We start from the raw sequence: 15,274 nt of genomic DNA, 5'->3' as shown, positions 1-15,274 counted from the left end.
GGCGGCCAATGGGAAGGGGCCACATGGCACGCAGGAACACCAACAGGCGCGTCGGGATCGCCGACGTCGCGGAGAAGGCGGGCGTCTCGCACGCCACCGTGTCACGCGTCATGAACGGTAACGCTGCCGTGGACCCTGGAATCGCCGCGCGCGTCCGGGCCGCCGCGGCCGAACTGAAGTACCAACCAAACCCGGTAGGCCGCAGCCTTGCGCTGGGCAAGACAGACACCATCGGCATTGTGGTTCCGGACCTGGCCAACCCCACATTCCAGGCCATCCTTCGCGGGCTCAGCATCGCAGCCGCGCAGGACGGGTATCGCGTCCTCATCGCCGACTCCTCCGAAGTCACCAGCGAGGAAGCGATCCTTGCCGGCGAGGCTCGGCGGCGCTGCGACGGCGTGGTCCTCTGCGCACCCCGAATGTCGGATGCCGAACTTGAGGAACTCGCTCCCACCCTGCATCCGCTGGTACTCATCAACCGAACCACCGTGGCCACCAATACGCCCAGTTTGAGCGTGGACTACGGCCAAGGGATCCAGGAATTGGCCCAGCATTTGGTCTCCCTGGGCCACCAACGCCTGGCGTTCCTCTCCGGCCCCGAGCACAGCGCCTCAAACCGCCAACGCCTGGCAGGGCTTGACCAGTTCCGCACCGGGCACCCGGACATAGAACTGCAAATGCTCGACGGCGGCTCCAACTTCGATTCCGGCCACGAATCCACCGAAGCCATCATCGCCAGCGGTGCCACGGGAATTTTGGCCTTTAACGACCTCGTTGCCATGGGGCTGCTCAGCGGCCTCCACGAACGCGGAGTGCGCGTGCCCGAAGACATCTCCGTGACCGGCTTCGATGACATCCCGTTCGCGAAATACACCACTCCCCCACTGACCACGGCAGCGGTGCCCATCAACGAGCTCGGAAGCCTGGCTTGGCGGCGCATGCGCGAACAGATCCAACAAGCCGGGGAGGCTGCCACCCAGGCGCAGGATGAGTTCTCGCCCAGGATGGAGATCCGCAAGAGTACCGCGGCGCCCGCCCTCAAGCCCGCCTCTTAAAGCAACGCGGGGTCACTTACGGCCCATCCTGAGGGTCATCATGGGCCCTAAGTGACCCCGCGTTGCTCTAGATCCGGGGGACTCCCGCGCCCACTCCGGCCTCCGTGTAGAAGCCCTGGATGTGGGCCGCCACAAGCTGGGCCGCCTTGCCGCCGTCGTTGTTGTTCACGGCGTTCAGGATGGCGCGATGTTCGGCGCGAAGCCTGGTGGAAGTCGCGTTCCAGTCGGGCAGGTTTTCCGTCAAAGTGCTTGCGTAGTTCTCGATTGCACCCCTCAGCGAGGCCATCATGGCGCTGACCACCGAGTTGCCCGCAGCCTGGGCTAGCGCCACGTGGAACCGGGCGTCGAGTGCAAGGAACGTGTCGATGTCCGGGGCCTCATCCATTTGGTCCAGCAGCGCGGCAGCTTCCTCCAAAGCGGGAACGCCGACCTGGGCCCGTTCGGCCGCCCAGGATTCCAGCAGCACGCGGGTCTCCACGATGTCGGCCACCGGAAGGTGGCGGGTGGCCACATGCAGCCGGAGGGTTGAGCCCAGGGCGGACCCCGGCTCCGCGATCACCACCGTCCCGGCATCCTTGCCCGAACCCACGCCAGCGCGGACCACCCCCATTGCCTCAAGGATCCTCACGGCCTCCCGCACGGAGGTCCGCGAAACCTGGAGCTGCTCGGCCATGGCACGCTCGCCCGGGAGCCGGCCTCCGAGGGTGAGGTCTCCGTCAGACAGCTGCTTCTCGATCCACTGCAGGACCAACTCGTGCGTACGCATATCCGAAATACTAGTTGATGTGGTCCAACCACATGGATTACAGTGTGGTTAGACCACAGACTTTCAAGGGAGAACCTCATGACCGAGACACTGGATCCCAAGCTCACGGCCGCCCCCGCCAACGCCGGCAGCGACGAAAACGTGACCCGACCACCCCAGCCGCGGCCCGCCGTCGTGCAGCCCCCTGCCCTCAAGCGCCGCATACCCAAGGTCTCAGACCTGGCGCCGCTGATGCAGTTCAAGAAGCCGGAGTTCAGCAAAACCGCACGCCTCAAGCGCGCCAGCACCATCTGGGAGCTGCGTGAAATTGCCAAGCGCCGCACCCCTCAAGCACCGTTCGACTACACCGATGGCGCAGCCGAAGAAGAAATCACGCTGCGCCGGGCCCGCCAAGCCTTCCAGGACATCGAGTTCCGCCCGGGCATCCTGCGCGATGTATCGAGGATCGATCTACGCACCGACATCCTGGGCCAGGAATCGCGGCTCCCGTTCGGCATCGCACCCACCGGCTTTACCCGCATGATGCAGTCTGAAGGCGAATACGCCGGCTCGCAGGCCGCTGAGGCTGCAGGCATTCCCTACACCCTGTCCACCATGGGCACAGCGTCCATCGAGGACGTCGCCACTGCCGCGCCGAACGGCCGGAACTGGTTCCAGTTGTACCTGTGGACGGACCGCGACCGCTCGCTGGAACTCATTGAGCGGGCCGCGAAGGCCGGCAACGACACCCTCATGGTCACCGTGGACACCGCAGTAGCCGGAGCCCGCCTGCGCGATGTCCGCAACGGCATGACCATTCCGCCGGCATTGACCCTCAAGACCGTTCTTGACGCGTCCTACCGTCCGGCCTGGTGGTTCAACTTCCTCACGCACGAGCCCCTGACGTTTGCCTCGCTCTCCCGCTACACAGGCACGGTGGCGGACCTCATCAACTCCATGTTCGATCCCACCCTGACCTATGAGGACCTCGACTGGCTGCGGGAAACCTGGAAGGGCAAGCTGGTGGTCAAGGGCATCCAGACGGTCGAAGACGCCCGCCGCGTGGTTGACCATGGCGCCGACGGCATCATCCTGTCCAACCATGGCGGCCGCCAACTGGACCGCGCCCCGATCCCCTTCCACCTGCTGCCCGAGGTGACATCGGCGCTGAAGGCCGACAACAGCCAGGCCGCGGTCATCCTGGACACGGGCATCATGAGTGGCGCAGACATCGTGGCAGCCCTGGCGTTGGGCGCGGACTTCGCCCTGATTGGCCGCGCCTACCTCTACGGCCTCATGGCCGGGGGCCGCGAAGGCGTGGACCGGACCATCCAGATCCTCGAAAAGGACATGACCCGCACCATGGCACTACTGGGCGTCAACAAGGTGGCCGACCTGAACCCGGACCACGTCCGCCTGCCGCAGCGCTAGCCGCACCCAACCAGGGGGCGCTAGATCAGGCCCTGCGCCAGCATCGCGTCGGCTACCTTGACGAAGCCGCCGATGTTGGCGCCCACCACGTAGTTTCCGGGCGCACCATATTCGTCGGCCGTTGCCGCGCAACGGTCGTGGATGCCCACCATAATCTCGGTCAGGCGCTGTTCAGTGTGCTCAAAGGACCACGAGTCGCGGCTGGCGTTCTGCTGCATTTCCAGTGCAGAGGTGGCCACGCCACCGGCGTTGGCAGCCTTACCCGGGCCGAAGAGGATCCCGGCCTCCTGGAAGACCGACACGGCCGAGCGGGTGGAGGGCATGTTGGCGCCTTCAGCCACCGCGATGAGTCCGTTGCTGACCAGCTTGGCGGCAGCATCGCCGTCGAGCTCGTTCTGCGTGGCACATGGCAGCGCAACGGTGCCGGTGACATCCCACACGGAACCACCGGCCACGTGGTTGGAGCCGGGGCGGCGGGCGGCGTAATCGGTCAGGCGGCCTCGCTCGACTTCTTTGACCTGGCTCAACAGCGCGACGTCGATCCCGGCTTCGTCCACGATGTAACCGGCGGAGTCGGAACAGGCCACCACAGTGGCACCGAGAAATTGCGCCTTGGCGATCGCGTGGATGGCCACATTGCCCGAACCGGAGACCACAACGCGCTGGCCGTCGAAGGACTGTCCCCGGGTCTTGAGCATCTCCTGGGCGAAGATCACCGTGCCGTAGCCGGTGGCTTCGGGCCGGACCAGCGAGCCACCCCAGGAGATGCCCTTGCCCGTGAGCACACCGGATTCGTACCGGTTGGTGATGCGCTTGTACTGCCCGAAGAGGTAGCCGATCTCGCGGCCACCCACGCCAATGTCGCCGGCGGGAACATCGGTGTATTCACCGATGTGGCGGTACAACTCGGTCATGAAGGACTGGCAGAAACGCATGATTTCAGCATCGGATCGCCCACGGGGATCGAAATCCGAGCCGCCCTTGCCTCCGCCGATCGGCATGCCGGTGAGCGCGTTCTTGAAGATCTGCTCGAAACCGAGGAACTTGACGATTCCCAAGTACACGGACGGGTGGAAGCGGAGGCCGCCCTTGTAGGGACCCAGCGCGGAGTTGAACTCGACCCGGAAGCCACGGTTCACGTGCACGCGGCCGGCATCGTCGGTCCACGGAACGCGGAAGATGATCTGGCGTTCAGGCTCACACAGGCGCTCCAGGACAGCGCCCTCAAGGAACTCAGGGTGACGGTCGTGCACAGGACCGAGGCTTTCAAAGACCTCAATGACGGCCTGGTGGAATTCCTTCTCCCCCGGGTTCCGCGCCAACACGGTGTCCCGGACAGCCTCGAGCCTTGAATCCATGCGTCTTCCTATCCTCAGTACGCCGGCCAGCGGCGGGACGATCAGTCCCGCCCATGGTTGCACCCGAGGAGGTGGGATCTCCATCCGGGGCGTATATGACCCTCAGTGAGGAGTTAACACAACTGTAGAAAATCGTTGAAAACACAAGGAAACCGGAAGTGAACATAGGCTCACAATGTGAGCGGAATCACTTTGGCGTGAGTCCTATTACCGCTTGCGACCGAATTTGGGCAGGTTGGGGAGGTTCGGGAGATTGGCGAGGAGGTCGGCGGCTTTCGTCGCAGCCCGCCCGACAGTACGGCCAATCTGCTGGGGAACAGTGTCGTCGGACGTCAGGTCCAAGGAAACCGGAGTCGCACTGGCATGGACTTTTACGGCCTGGCCGACTGCGTCCGTACGGGTAGGGGCCTCTTCAGGGGCGGCGTCCGGCGCAGCGGCGGCCACCTCGGTGGAAGGCGCGACGGCGGCCGGAGCCGCGGGTCCGACGTCGAACGTTTCCAGCCAACTCACCACACCGGCGAGCGGCTTGGGATTCAGGGCGTAAAACCGCTTCTGGCCCTGGGCGCGCATGCTGACGAGGTCCGCCTCGCGGAGCACTTTCAAATGCTTGGAGATAGTGGGCTGGCTTGCAGCCAGTTCTTCCACCAGTTCGCCTACAGCTTTATCCCCAGAGCGGAGGGAGACCAGGATGTCGCGCCTGGTTGCCTCAGCTATGACGGCAAATACGTCGTCAGTCACCATGCCTCCCACACTAGCGACATATACGCCAAAAGGCATCCCTATGTCGTTGTGATGCGGCCTGCAAAACGCGTTGCCGCGCGGACGCTGCGCGCTGCCCCGCAGGGGATCAATCGAACCAGGGGTCCAGTCCGTACAACGGGAAAATCTCCTTGCGGGTGGCGATGACCGTCCGATCAACATCATCGGCCGGGTCGTAGCCGACCTCCCACGAGCGCCACCACACGTCGACGTCGTCGCCCATCTTCTCCGGCGCCCATACTCCATACGTTTCCTTCACGTATGTCCGCCATGCTTCGGGGACGGGCGTGCTCAGCGGGACCGGCCGTTGGGTCACCATGCCGATCAGGTGGCTCCACGCCCTCGGCACCACACCCGTAACGTCGTAGCCGCCTCCACCGGTGGCGATCCAGCGGTTGTCGCAGTAGCGGGCGGCGAGGCTCCCGACAGCGGACGCGGCCTCGCGCTGTCCGTCGACGCTGAGGGTCAGGTGCGTCAGGGGGTCGTCCCGGTGCGAATCGCACCCGTGCTGGCTCACGATCACTTCGGGTTTGAAAGCCCCCACCAATTGGGGCACCACCGCGTGGAAAGCCCGCAACCAGGCAGCGTCACCGGTGAACGTGGGAAGGGCAACATTGACTGCCGTTCCGGGTGCCTCCGGGCCGCCGGACTCGTTGGCGAATCCTGTCCCGGGGAAAAGTGTCAGGCCGGTTTCGTGGAGCGAGATGGTCATGACCCGGGGGTCGTTCCAGAAGATGCTCTGCGTCCCGTCGCCGTGATGCGCATCCACGTCGATGCTGACGATCCGCTGCACACCGCCGTCGAGCAGTCTTTGGATAGCCATGGCGACGTCGTTGTAGACACAGAATCCGCTGGCCCGCTCCCGGGCCGCATGGTGCATGCCGCCGCTGAAGTTCACGGCCCGAACGGCGCGACCGGACAGGATGGTGTCCGCCGCCAGCAGGGAACCGCCGGCGAGGCGCGCGCTGGCTTCATGCATACCGGCAAAGGCGGGATCATCCTCCGTGCCAAGGCCGCGGCTCTCCTCGGGGCGGGTGGGGTCCGCGGAGACGCGGCGCACAGCTTCCACATACTCGCGGCTGTGAACACTGTAAAGCTCGACGTCGGTGGCCACCGCGGGTGCCTCGACGGCCACGTGCTGGTGGTCGAATAGCCCCAGGGAACCCGCCAGCCGCGCCGTCAGCTCGAGCCGCTGCGGCGCCATGGGATGGCCGGGGCCGAAGTTGTAGGCGGTCATGGCTGGGTCCCACACCACCGTCGTTGGCAGTGCGGAGCGCGTAATGCTGGAAGCAGTTGTTCCAAGCCCGGAGTTCATCCAGAACAGGCTACCTGAGGCTGGCGGGGCCCAGCGCCCGGTTACGCCGCAGGAATAGTGGTTTACTACTCAGGAAAGCTTGTTTCAACCGAGGAAGAGCGCCATGTCTCAAAGCCAGTCGCGGTCCACCAGCCCGACCAACTGGCAACCCAACCAGCCGGAGCGGGAAGGTCTGTGGATCTTCACCCGGGTGCGCGACTTCATCGACAACATTGCCAACACCTCACCGGCCCGACTGGCTCTGACCGTGTTCGCGGTGGTGATCCTTGTCTTCACGGGTTTGCTGTCCCTGCCCGCCGCTTCGACCAGCGGTACCGTCACACCCTTGCACCAAGCCATGTTCACCGCGGTCTCCAGCGTTTGCGTCACCGGGCTGACCGTGGTTTCCACCGCAGCCCACTGGACGTTCTTTGGGCAGCTGGTCATCCTGGTTGGCATCTTCGTTGGTGGCTTGGGCACCCTGACCCTCGCCTCGCTCCTGGCCCTGATGGTCAGCAAGCGGCTGGGCGTCCGCGGGAAACTCATTGCCCAGGAAGCCATGAACAACGCGGGCCGCCTCGGTGAAGTGGGTACCCTCCTCCGGATCGTCATTGTGACGTCCGTGGTCATTGAGGGAGCCCTGGCGTTGGCCTTGATCCCGCGCTTCATCATTCTCGGCGAGGATTTCTGGCAGGCCGTCTGGCACGGCGTCTTCTATTCGATTTCTTCCTTCAACAACGCCGGTTTCACGCCACACTCCGACGGCATTGTTCCCTACGAGACCGACCTCTGGATCCTCATCCCCCTCATGCTGGGCGTTTTCCTTGGCAGCCTGGGCTTCCCCGTGGTGATGGTTCTGCAGCAGAACGGGCTCAACTGGAAGAAGTGGAACCTCCACACCAAGCTGACCATCCAGGTCTCCTTCATCCTGCTGGCGGCCGGGACAGTTCTCTGGGGCCTCATGGAGTGGGACAACGTGCGGACCATCGCCAACATGAACCTCGGCGACAAGATCACCCATTCGCTGTTTGCCTCCGTCATGACCCGTTCGGGCGGCTTCAACCTGGTGGACCAAAACCACATGGAATCCACCACCATGCTCCTCACCGATGCCCTCATGTTCGCAGGCGGCGGCTCGGCTTCCACCGCAGGCGGCATCAAGGTGACCACCATTGCGGTCATGTTCCTCGCCATCATGGCCGAAGCCCGCGGTGACGCCGACGTGAAGGTCTATGGCCGCACCATTCCCCAAGGAACCATGCGCGTGGCCATCTCCGTGATCGTCGCTGGCGCCACCCTGGTATCCGTGGCAGCATTTTTGTTGCTCTCCATCAGCGGAGCCTCGCTGGACAGGGTGCTCTTCGAATCCATCTCAGCCTTTGCCACCGTGGGACTGAGCACCAACCTCAGCGCCGAGCTGCCGCCGTCGGGCGTTTACGTCCTTACAGTGCTGATGTTCGCCGGACGCGTCGGCACCGTTACCCTTGCCGCCGGGTTGGCCTTACGCCAGCGCAGCCAGTTGTTCCACTATCCGGAAGAGAGGCCAATCATTGGCTAGTACCACTGGGGCCGCCAACCGCCCCGCCCACAACGCCCCAGTGCTGGTCATCGGCCTGGGCCGGTTCGGCTCAGCAACGGCCGAGCAACTGGTCAAGCAGGGCCGCGAAGTCCTTGCGATCGAGCGCGACAGGACCCTCGTCCAGAAATGGGCACCGGTCCTGACACACGTGGTCGAAGCCGACGCCACCAACATCGACGCCCTGCGCCAACTCGGCGCACAAGAGTTCAGCTCTGCCGTGGTGGGTGTAGGTACGTCCATTGAATCCTCGGTGCTGATCACCGTGAACCTGGTGGACCTGGGCATCCAGCACCTGTGGGTCAAGGCCATCACGCCCTCGCACGGCAAGATCCTGACCCGGATCGGCGCCAACCACGTGATCTACCCCGAAGCCGACGCCGGAGTACGCGCCGCCCACCTGGTGTCCGGCCGCATGCTGGACTTCATCGAGTTCGACGACGACTATGCGATCGTCAAGATGTACCCGCCCAAGGAAACAGTGGGCTTCACCTTGGAGGAATCCAAGGTCCGCTCCAAGTACGGCGTGACCATTGTGGGCGTCAAAACCCCGGGCGAAGACTTTACCTATGCCCGGCCGGAAACCAAAGTGTCCGGCCACGACATGTTGATCGTGTCCGGACACGTGGACCTGCTGGAGCGCTTCGCCGCGCGTCCCTAGGAATCAGCCGAGCTGCTTGGTGATCTCTGCCGCCCGGGCTGCTGCGGCGCGGGCACCGTCGGCGATGATCTTGGGGATGCCGCCGTCGTCAAAAGCCATGATGGCCCGCTCGGTGGTGCCGTTGGGGCTGGTCACAGCAACCCTCAGCTGCGTGGGGTCCGCGCCTGGCTCAGCCAACATGAAGCCGGCGCCGGCCACTGTTTCGCGGGCCAGCATGACGGACAGCTCCCGGTCCAGGCCCAGCTCGACGCCGGCTGCAGCCATGGCCTCAGCCAGGTAGAACGCGTAGGCGGGTCCGGAACCGCTGATGGCCGAGAGCGCGTCAACCTGCTCTTCGGGGATTTCCACCACCGTGCCGGCCCCGGCCAGGGCCTTCTTGGCCTGCTCCAGTTGCTCCGGGGTGCAATGCGTCCCGGGCGATACGGAGACAACGCCACGGCCGAGCCTGGCAGGCGTGTTGGGCATCGTGCGGATGACCGGCTGCCCCTCAGGCAGAGCGGCTTCGAGTTGTGCAATGGAGACAGCCGCAGCGACGCTGACCACCAAGGTGTCCTTCGCCAGTGCTGGGCTGATCTCGCGGGCCAGGTCCAGGATGCCAACCGGTTTGACGCCCAGGATGACCATTCCGGCGCCTTTGGTGGCCACTTTGTTGTTATCCGGGTCTTCTTCGCCGGCGATGGCCATAACGCCATGGCGCTGGGCCAACTCGTCCGCGCGTTCCGCACGACGGACGGTGGCAACAATGTCGGACGGGTCCGCCCCCGCGGCCAGGAGACCGCCCAGGATTGCCTCGTTCATGGATCCACAGCCAAGGAATGCGATTCGGTTGCTCATGGCTCCATCATTGCAGTTGGCATCCGACGGGGTCTAACGGGTTGAACATTCCCAGCTTGCTCCCAAGGTTATTGCAGGCAGCACTCATGCTCGGTGCCTAACGTAGTTATTACCTCATTGAGGGTGCGAGTGATGAGGCGGGCATGGGGATGTCCGCCACAAGCACCGGTGGCCGGGCGGGTTTTCCCCCATTTCCCGATTCGGCCGCCGGTGCTTTCGCCTTTAAGCAGCAGAATCCCGCCCTCGTCCGCCTGCCGGGCCGTAGTACGGCGGGGCTGGCGAACAAGAACGGGAAAGCCCGACGCCGTTACTGGTCGGAGCTGCGCACCAGAGGAACGCTGAGGTGCTGGCGGGCGAAGCGCAGGGTTTCCGCCAACATCTCCTCGCGCTCCCCCGCTACCTTTGCTTTACGGGTGGAAATCTCGGCCACCACCACGCCGTCGAATCCGGAAGCCGCCAAATACTGCAGCGAATCCGCGCACTGCTGCGTGCCCATGCCCGGCACCAGGTGTTCGTCCTTCCCGGAGCCCGACCCATCGGTCAGGTGCACGTGGCGCAGCTTGCTTCCCAGTGCCTTGATGGCTTCCAGACTGTTGGCCCCGGCAGTGGCAGCATGCGAGAAGTCCCACGTGACGTCGTCGTAATCCTGGCCCAGCGGGTCCCAGTGCGGCAGGTACGCCACAGCTTCACGGCCGCGCACCCGCCACGGGTACATGTTCTCCACGGCGATCCGCACCTGGTACGTTTCGGCCATTTCCCGGACGCCCTCCACGAAGTTCTCCGCGTAATTGGACTGCCAGCGGAATGGCGGGTGCACCACCACGGTGTCGCAATCAACCTCCGCTGCCATCTGGCACGATTTCTCGATCTTGCTCCACGCCGAACCCCAGACCTGCTGCGTCAACAACAGGGTGGGTGCGTGGATGGAAACGATCTTCTGGTGATAACGGTGGCTCAGCTGGATGAGGGCGTCGGGGTTTTGGCTCACCGCGTTGTTGGTAACCATCACCTCCACGCCCTCGTACCCCAGGTCCTGGGCCACGGCAAAGGCGTCGTGGACGCTCAGCGGATAAACGGACGCACTGGACAGCGCCACCGGGATCTGGCGGTCATTCACTTCAGGTTCGACGTCGTTACTCATCTCAGGAGGCCAGCCCGCCTGCCACAGGGGCTGGGATGGGTGATGGGGATGGTGTGTTTACCGGGACCGGGAATTCCTTGACCGGGTGAGGCTCGTCAATGTCCGTGGTCTTGCCACTTTCTTTGGACTTCTTCTTGGATTTGTCCTTCTTGCGCTTGCCCACGTGCGGCGCAGGATCCAGGGCGTCCTCGAACACCAGCTGGTCCAGGCGGCGAAGGATCAGGCCTTCGCGCAGGGCCCAGGGGCAGATCACCATGCTGGGGAACTCAAAGAGCTCCAAGGCCGCCTCGGCAACCAGGGCGCCGGCCAACAACTGGGGTGCCCGGGCGTCCGATACTCCGGGAAGGTACAGCCTGTCCTCCACCGTCATGGCCGAGATGCGTTGTGCCCACAGCCCCAGATCAGCCGCATGCAGTTCGCGTTTCACATAGGGGCCGGCCGCGCTGGGCGCTGCCCCCGCGATCCGTGCCAGTGAACGGAACGTCTTGGACGTGCCGGCCACCAGGTTGGCCCGCCCGAGGTCGTCGAATTGACGGACCACCGGCTTCAACGTGGAACGGATATAGCGCCGCAGCTCCTTGACGCTCTTGGCCGTGGGGGGATCGTCATGGAGCCAATCGCGCGTCAGGCGGCTGGCGCCCAAAGGGACGGACGTGGCGAATTCAGGGAGCTCGTCTGTTCCATATGCCATTTCAAACGAACCGCCGCCGATGTCCAGGTCCAGGATGGGCCCGGCGCCCCAACCGTACCAGCGGCGAACAGCGAAGAACGTCATGGACGCTTCCTCGCTGCCCGTGAGTTCCTGCAGGGTCACGGTGGTCTCGTGTTTGACCCTTGCCAGGACCTCCGGACCGTTCGTGGCCTCGCGGATGGCGGAGGTACAGAAGGCCAGGAGGTCCTCGGCCTTGTGCGTGGCAGCGAACTCCCAGGCCTCCAACACGAACTCAATGAGCTCATGCTGTCCGGCATCGGTGATGTTTCCGTCGCCGTCGAGGTATTGCACCAATGACAGGGGGCGCTTATGGGAAGCGAAAGCTACCGGGCGCGCGCCGGGATGAGCATCCACCAGCAGGAGATGGACGGTGTTGGACCCGATGTCGAGAACGCCAAGACGCATTCTGCCATTATTCCCCGATTCGAAGGCCGCAAAGCAATTTGTGGACGTCGTTTCGCATTCGGGGATCTGGTTGGCCGCTATTCGGTGGGCTCGCCGGCTTCATCAGCGCGCTTGAAGTCGCGGCGGATGTTCGCGATGCCTTCCGGATCGATTTCGAAGCCAAACTCGCTGCCAGGATTGATGACCATGCCCAGCTCATCACCGATGTTGCCGAGAATGGCTGAACCCATGGTGCCCAGGACGTGCGGGGCTGCTTCAAGGAAGCGTTCGTCGACGCGGCTGGGGTGGCTGAACACCGCCAGGACGGGCTGGCCATCAGCGTTGGACAGCACCAGTGGCTCCACCGAGGAATCAGGGCCGTCCACGGCTTCCGAGCTGACGAGGTAAACCTCGTTGTTCAGGAAGGCGAGGATGACGTCCACCGGGTTAGCGTCCGGTTGTTCGGCCATGGCGAGCTTCGCCTCAAGGTCGTTCAAGGGTTCGTTGTCCGGGGAAACGGTCTGTTCAGTCATGGTTCTACTCGACCACGATGCCGGCCGGGACGCAATTCGCTCATGCTGTCCCGGCCGTCGCAGTTGTTACTTCTTGGCTGCGGCCTTACGTGCCGGCGCCTTCCGGGTGGTGGTCCGCTTGACCGGACCCTTGGCCCGCTTTTCAGCCAAAAGCTCGACGGCGCGCTCCCGGGTCAGTTCCTCAAGGGACGTTGAGCGCGGGACCGTAATGTTCGTGACGCCGTCGGTGATGTAGGGCCCGAAACGGCCTTCCTTCACCACGATATTCTTCTCCGACACCGGGTCAGGACCGAACTCGGCAAGAGGCGGCACGGCTGCCCGTGCGCCACGTTGTTTGGGCTGCGAGTAGATTTCCAGCGCCTGTTCCAGGGTGATCGTGAAGATTTCCTCTTCCGATCCAATGGAACGTGAGTCGGTACCCTTTTTCAGGTAGGGACCAAAACGGCCGTTCTGAACGGTGATGGGGTTGCCGTCGGCGTCCTCACCCAGGACCCGGGGAAGGCTCATGAGCTGCAGGGCCTCGTCCAGGGTGACAGTGTCCACTGTCATGGACTTGAACAGCGAACCTGTGCGGGGCTTGGCCTTTACGGGCTTCTTCGGCGGCTTGGGCTTGCCGTTCTTGTAGTACTCCACGGGCTGGTTGGCCAGTTGTTCCTCGGTCATCTCGGGGATGATCTCGGTGACGTACGCGCCGTAGCGCCCGTTCTTTGCCACAATCGTGTGGCCGGTGTGCGGATCCGTGCCCAGGACGCGTTCCTCCGGGGCTGCCGTTTCCATGAGCTCTTTGGCTTTGGCTGCGGTGAGCTCGTCCGGAGCCAGTTCCTCAGGAACATTCGCCCTGGCGGACTCCACTACTTCGCCGGTCTTCTCATCCACGGTGGGAATGGAGCTTTCCAGGTACGGCCCGAACTTGCCCACCCGCAGCGTAATGCCCTCTGCGATCGGCACCGAGTTGATCTCGCGGGCATCGATTTCACCGAGGTTGTTCACGATGCTCAACAGGCCGGGATCAGCGTCTTCGCCGTAGTAGAAGTGCTTAAGCCAGGCGGTTCCTGCGGCCTGGCCATTGGCGATCTTGTCCAGGTCGCCTTCCATGTCCGCCGTGAACTCATAGTCCACATAATCGGTGAAGTGCTGCTCCAGCAAGCGGATCACAGAGAACGCAATCCAGCTCGGGACCAAGGCGGAGCCCTGCTTCCGGACATAGCCGCGGTCCTGGATGGTGGAGATGGTGGAGGCGTAGGTAGAAGGCCGTCCGATGCCCCGCTTTTCCAGCTCCGCAGTCAGTGACGCTTCGGTGTAGCGCGGCGGCGGTGAGGTTTCGTGGCCCACGGCCAGGATGTCCGAGGCGGTCAGGGCGTCACCCTTGGCGACGTTCGGCAGGCGCCGGGCCTCATCGGACTCGTCGTCTCCGCGGCTTTCGTCCTTGCCCTCTTCGTAGGCGGCCAGGAAGCCGGGGAAGGTGATGACCGTGCCGGAGGCGGAGAATTCCGCGTCCCTGCCGTCAGCTGCAACCGCACCGAGGCGGATCGTGGCCGTGGAGCCCTTCGCATCGGCCATCTGGGAGGCAACAGTGCGCTTCCAGATGAGCTCGTACAGGCGGAACTCGTCACCACTGAGTTGCTTGGCAACCTGGGCCGGAGTCCGGAAGGAGTCACCGGCAGGTCGGATGGCTTCGTGCGCTTCCTGGGCGTTGGCGGCCTTGTTGGCATAGACGCGGGGGCTCTGCGGCACGTACTCGGGGCCGTAAAGCTCAGCTGCCTGGCGCCGGGACGCTGTCAGGGCTTCGTCGCTCAAAGCCGACGAATCCGTACGCATATAAGTGATGTAGCCGTTTTCATACAGGCGCTGGGCAACCTGCATGGTGCTCTTGGACGAGAAGCGCAGTTTACGGCCGGCTTCCTGCTGCAAGGTGGACGTGGTGAACGGCGCGGCCGGCCTGCGGGTATACGGCTTGGTATCTACCGAACGAACACGGAAGTCCGCGTTTTCCAGGCCGGACGCCAGTGACGTGGCGAGTTCCTCGTTGAGGTGCACCACATTGGAGGAGGTGAGTTGGCCGTTGTCATTGAAGTCACGGCCACTGGCTACCTTTGAGCCATCCACTGCGGCGAGCTTGGCCTTGAAAGAGCCGGAATCCGCACCGAACTGACCAGTGAGGTCCCAGTACGACGCTGCACGGAAGGCCATGCGTTCACGTTCGCGGTCAACCACCATGCGGGTGACCACGGACTGCACACGGCCGGCCGAAAGCCCGCGGGCCACCTTCCGCCACAGGACCGGGGAGATTTCGTAGCCGTAGAGGCGGTCAAGGATTCGACGCGTCTCCTGGGCATCCACCAAAGCCGTATCGACGTCGCGCAGGTTGTCCATGGCGCGGTGGATGGCTTCCTTGGTGATTTCGCCGAAGGTCATGCGGTAAACGGGAACCTTGGGCTTCAGGACCTCCAGGAGGTGCCACGCGATGGCTTCGCCTTCGCGGTCCCCATCGGTTGCGAGGTAAAGCGCGTCAGCGTCTTTCAGCTGCGCCTTGAGCTCTGCGACCTTTTTCTTTTTGTCCGGGGAAACAACGTAGTACGGCTTGAAGTCGTTTTCGACGTCGACGGCGAACTTGCCCAGCGAGGTCTTCTTCAGTTCTGCAGGCAGGTCAGAGGGCTGCGGGAGGTCACGGATATGGCCGATCGAAGCCTCGACGATGAAGCCCTCGCCAAGATACTTGGCGATGGTCTTGCTTTTGGCTGGAGACTCCACAATCACGAGTTTCTTGCCGGTTTTTGCCTTGCTGGGCACG

13 protein-coding genes are annotated in these 15,274 nt (G+C 63.8%); 4 read left to right on the top strand and 9 right to left on the bottom strand.

Annotation, left to right across the window (positions count from 1 at the left end; translation table 11 throughout):
- Positions 1-23 precede the first annotated feature (23 nt).
- Positions 24-1,055 carry a LacI family DNA-binding transcriptional regulator gene (locus QRM57_RS08570; RefSeq protein WP_257370909.1) on the top strand — a complete coding sequence of 344 codons (1,032 nt, stop codon included), beginning with the start codon at positions 24-26 and terminating at the stop codon, positions 1,053-1,055.
- Positions 1,056-1,122: 67 nt separating this feature from the next.
- On the opposite strand, the gene QRM57_RS08565 is transcribed toward QRM57_RS08570, so the two are convergent.
- Positions 1,123-1,821, bottom strand: a complete 699-nt coding sequence (locus QRM57_RS08565; RefSeq protein WP_284986278.1) for a FadR/GntR family transcriptional regulator — start codon at positions 1,819-1,821, stop codon at positions 1,123-1,125.
- A 78-nt stretch (positions 1,822-1,899) separates the two neighbouring features.
- Between QRM57_RS08565 and QRM57_RS08560 the strand changes: the two genes are divergently transcribed.
- Positions 1,900-3,231: an alpha-hydroxy acid oxidase gene (locus tag QRM57_RS08560; protein ID WP_284986277.1), complete on the top strand. Its 1,332-nt coding sequence runs from the start codon at positions 1,900-1,902 to the stop codon at positions 3,229-3,231.
- Positions 3,232-3,251: 20 nt separating this feature from the next.
- On the opposite strand, the gene gdhA is transcribed toward QRM57_RS08560, so the two are convergent.
- From gdhA to QRM57_RS08545, 3 genes are all read right to left on the bottom strand, one after another.
- Positions 3,252-4,589, bottom strand: coding sequence for an NADP-specific glutamate dehydrogenase (gene gdhA, locus QRM57_RS08555; RefSeq protein ID WP_284986276.1), 1,338 nt, complete (start codon positions 4,587-4,589; stop codon positions 3,252-3,254).
- A 207-nt stretch (positions 4,590-4,796) separates the two neighbouring features.
- The gene (locus tag QRM57_RS08550) at positions 4,797-5,330 is read right to left on the bottom strand and encodes an ArsR/SmtB family transcription factor (RefSeq protein WP_257370912.1); all 534 of its coding nucleotides are present in this window, start codon (positions 5,328-5,330) and stop codon (positions 4,797-4,799) included.
- Between the two features lie 106 nt (positions 5,331-5,436).
- The gene (locus QRM57_RS08545; RefSeq protein WP_284986275.1) at positions 5,437-6,663 is read right to left on the bottom strand and encodes an acetoin utilization protein AcuC; all 1,227 of its coding nucleotides are present in this window, start codon (positions 6,661-6,663) and stop codon (positions 5,437-5,439) included.
- A gap of 103 nt (positions 6,664-6,766) precedes the next feature.
- Between QRM57_RS08545 and QRM57_RS08540 the strand changes: the two genes are divergently transcribed.
- Complete coding sequence (locus tag QRM57_RS08540) at positions 6,767-8,200, top strand: TrkH family potassium uptake protein (RefSeq protein ID WP_284986274.1); 1,434 nt, start codon at positions 6,767-6,769, stop codon at positions 8,198-8,200.
- A gap of 40 nt (positions 8,201-8,240) precedes the next feature.
- Positions 8,241-8,879: a potassium channel family protein gene (locus tag QRM57_RS08535; protein WP_011775951.1), complete on the top strand. Its 639-nt coding sequence runs from the start codon at positions 8,241-8,243 to the stop codon at positions 8,877-8,879.
- Between the two features lie 3 nt (positions 8,880-8,882).
- Here the strand turns inward: QRM57_RS08535 and proC are convergent, their stop codons facing one another.
- The 5 genes from proC to topA form a co-directional block, all read right to left on the bottom strand.
- A complete protein-coding gene (proC, locus tag QRM57_RS08530; RefSeq protein WP_235517393.1) occupies positions 8,883-9,713 on the bottom strand; it encodes a pyrroline-5-carboxylate reductase in 831 nt (276 codons plus the stop codon).
- Positions 9,714-10,020: 307 nt separating this feature from the next.
- Positions 10,021-10,854, bottom strand: a complete 834-nt coding sequence (locus QRM57_RS08525) for a sugar phosphate isomerase/epimerase family protein (RefSeq protein WP_235517394.1) — start codon at positions 10,852-10,854, stop codon at positions 10,021-10,023.
- Between the two features lies 1 nt (position 10,855).
- Positions 10,856-11,971 (bottom strand): Ppx/GppA phosphatase family protein, encoded by a 1,116-nt coding sequence (locus QRM57_RS08520; RefSeq protein ID WP_235517395.1) that lies wholly within the window; start codon positions 11,969-11,971, stop codon positions 10,856-10,858.
- A gap of 77 nt (positions 11,972-12,048) precedes the next feature.
- Positions 12,049-12,483: an SseB family protein gene (locus QRM57_RS08515; protein WP_235517396.1), complete on the bottom strand. Its 435-nt coding sequence runs from the start codon at positions 12,481-12,483 to the stop codon at positions 12,049-12,051.
- A gap of 66 nt (positions 12,484-12,549) precedes the next feature.
- Positions 12,550-15,273 carry a type I DNA topoisomerase gene (gene topA / locus QRM57_RS08510; RefSeq protein ID WP_284986273.1) on the bottom strand — a complete coding sequence of 908 codons (2,724 nt, stop codon included), beginning with the start codon at positions 15,271-15,273 and terminating at the stop codon, positions 12,550-12,552.
- Position 15,274 lies beyond the last annotated feature (1 nt).

It is taken from the genome of Arthrobacter sp. fls2-241-R2A-172, assembly GCF_030208885.1.
Classification (GTDB): domain Bacteria; phylum Actinomycetota; class Actinomycetes; order Actinomycetales; family Micrococcaceae; genus Arthrobacter.
Note: the sequence above shows the minus strand (reverse complement) of the source record. Positions and strands in the feature narration are given on the sequence as shown.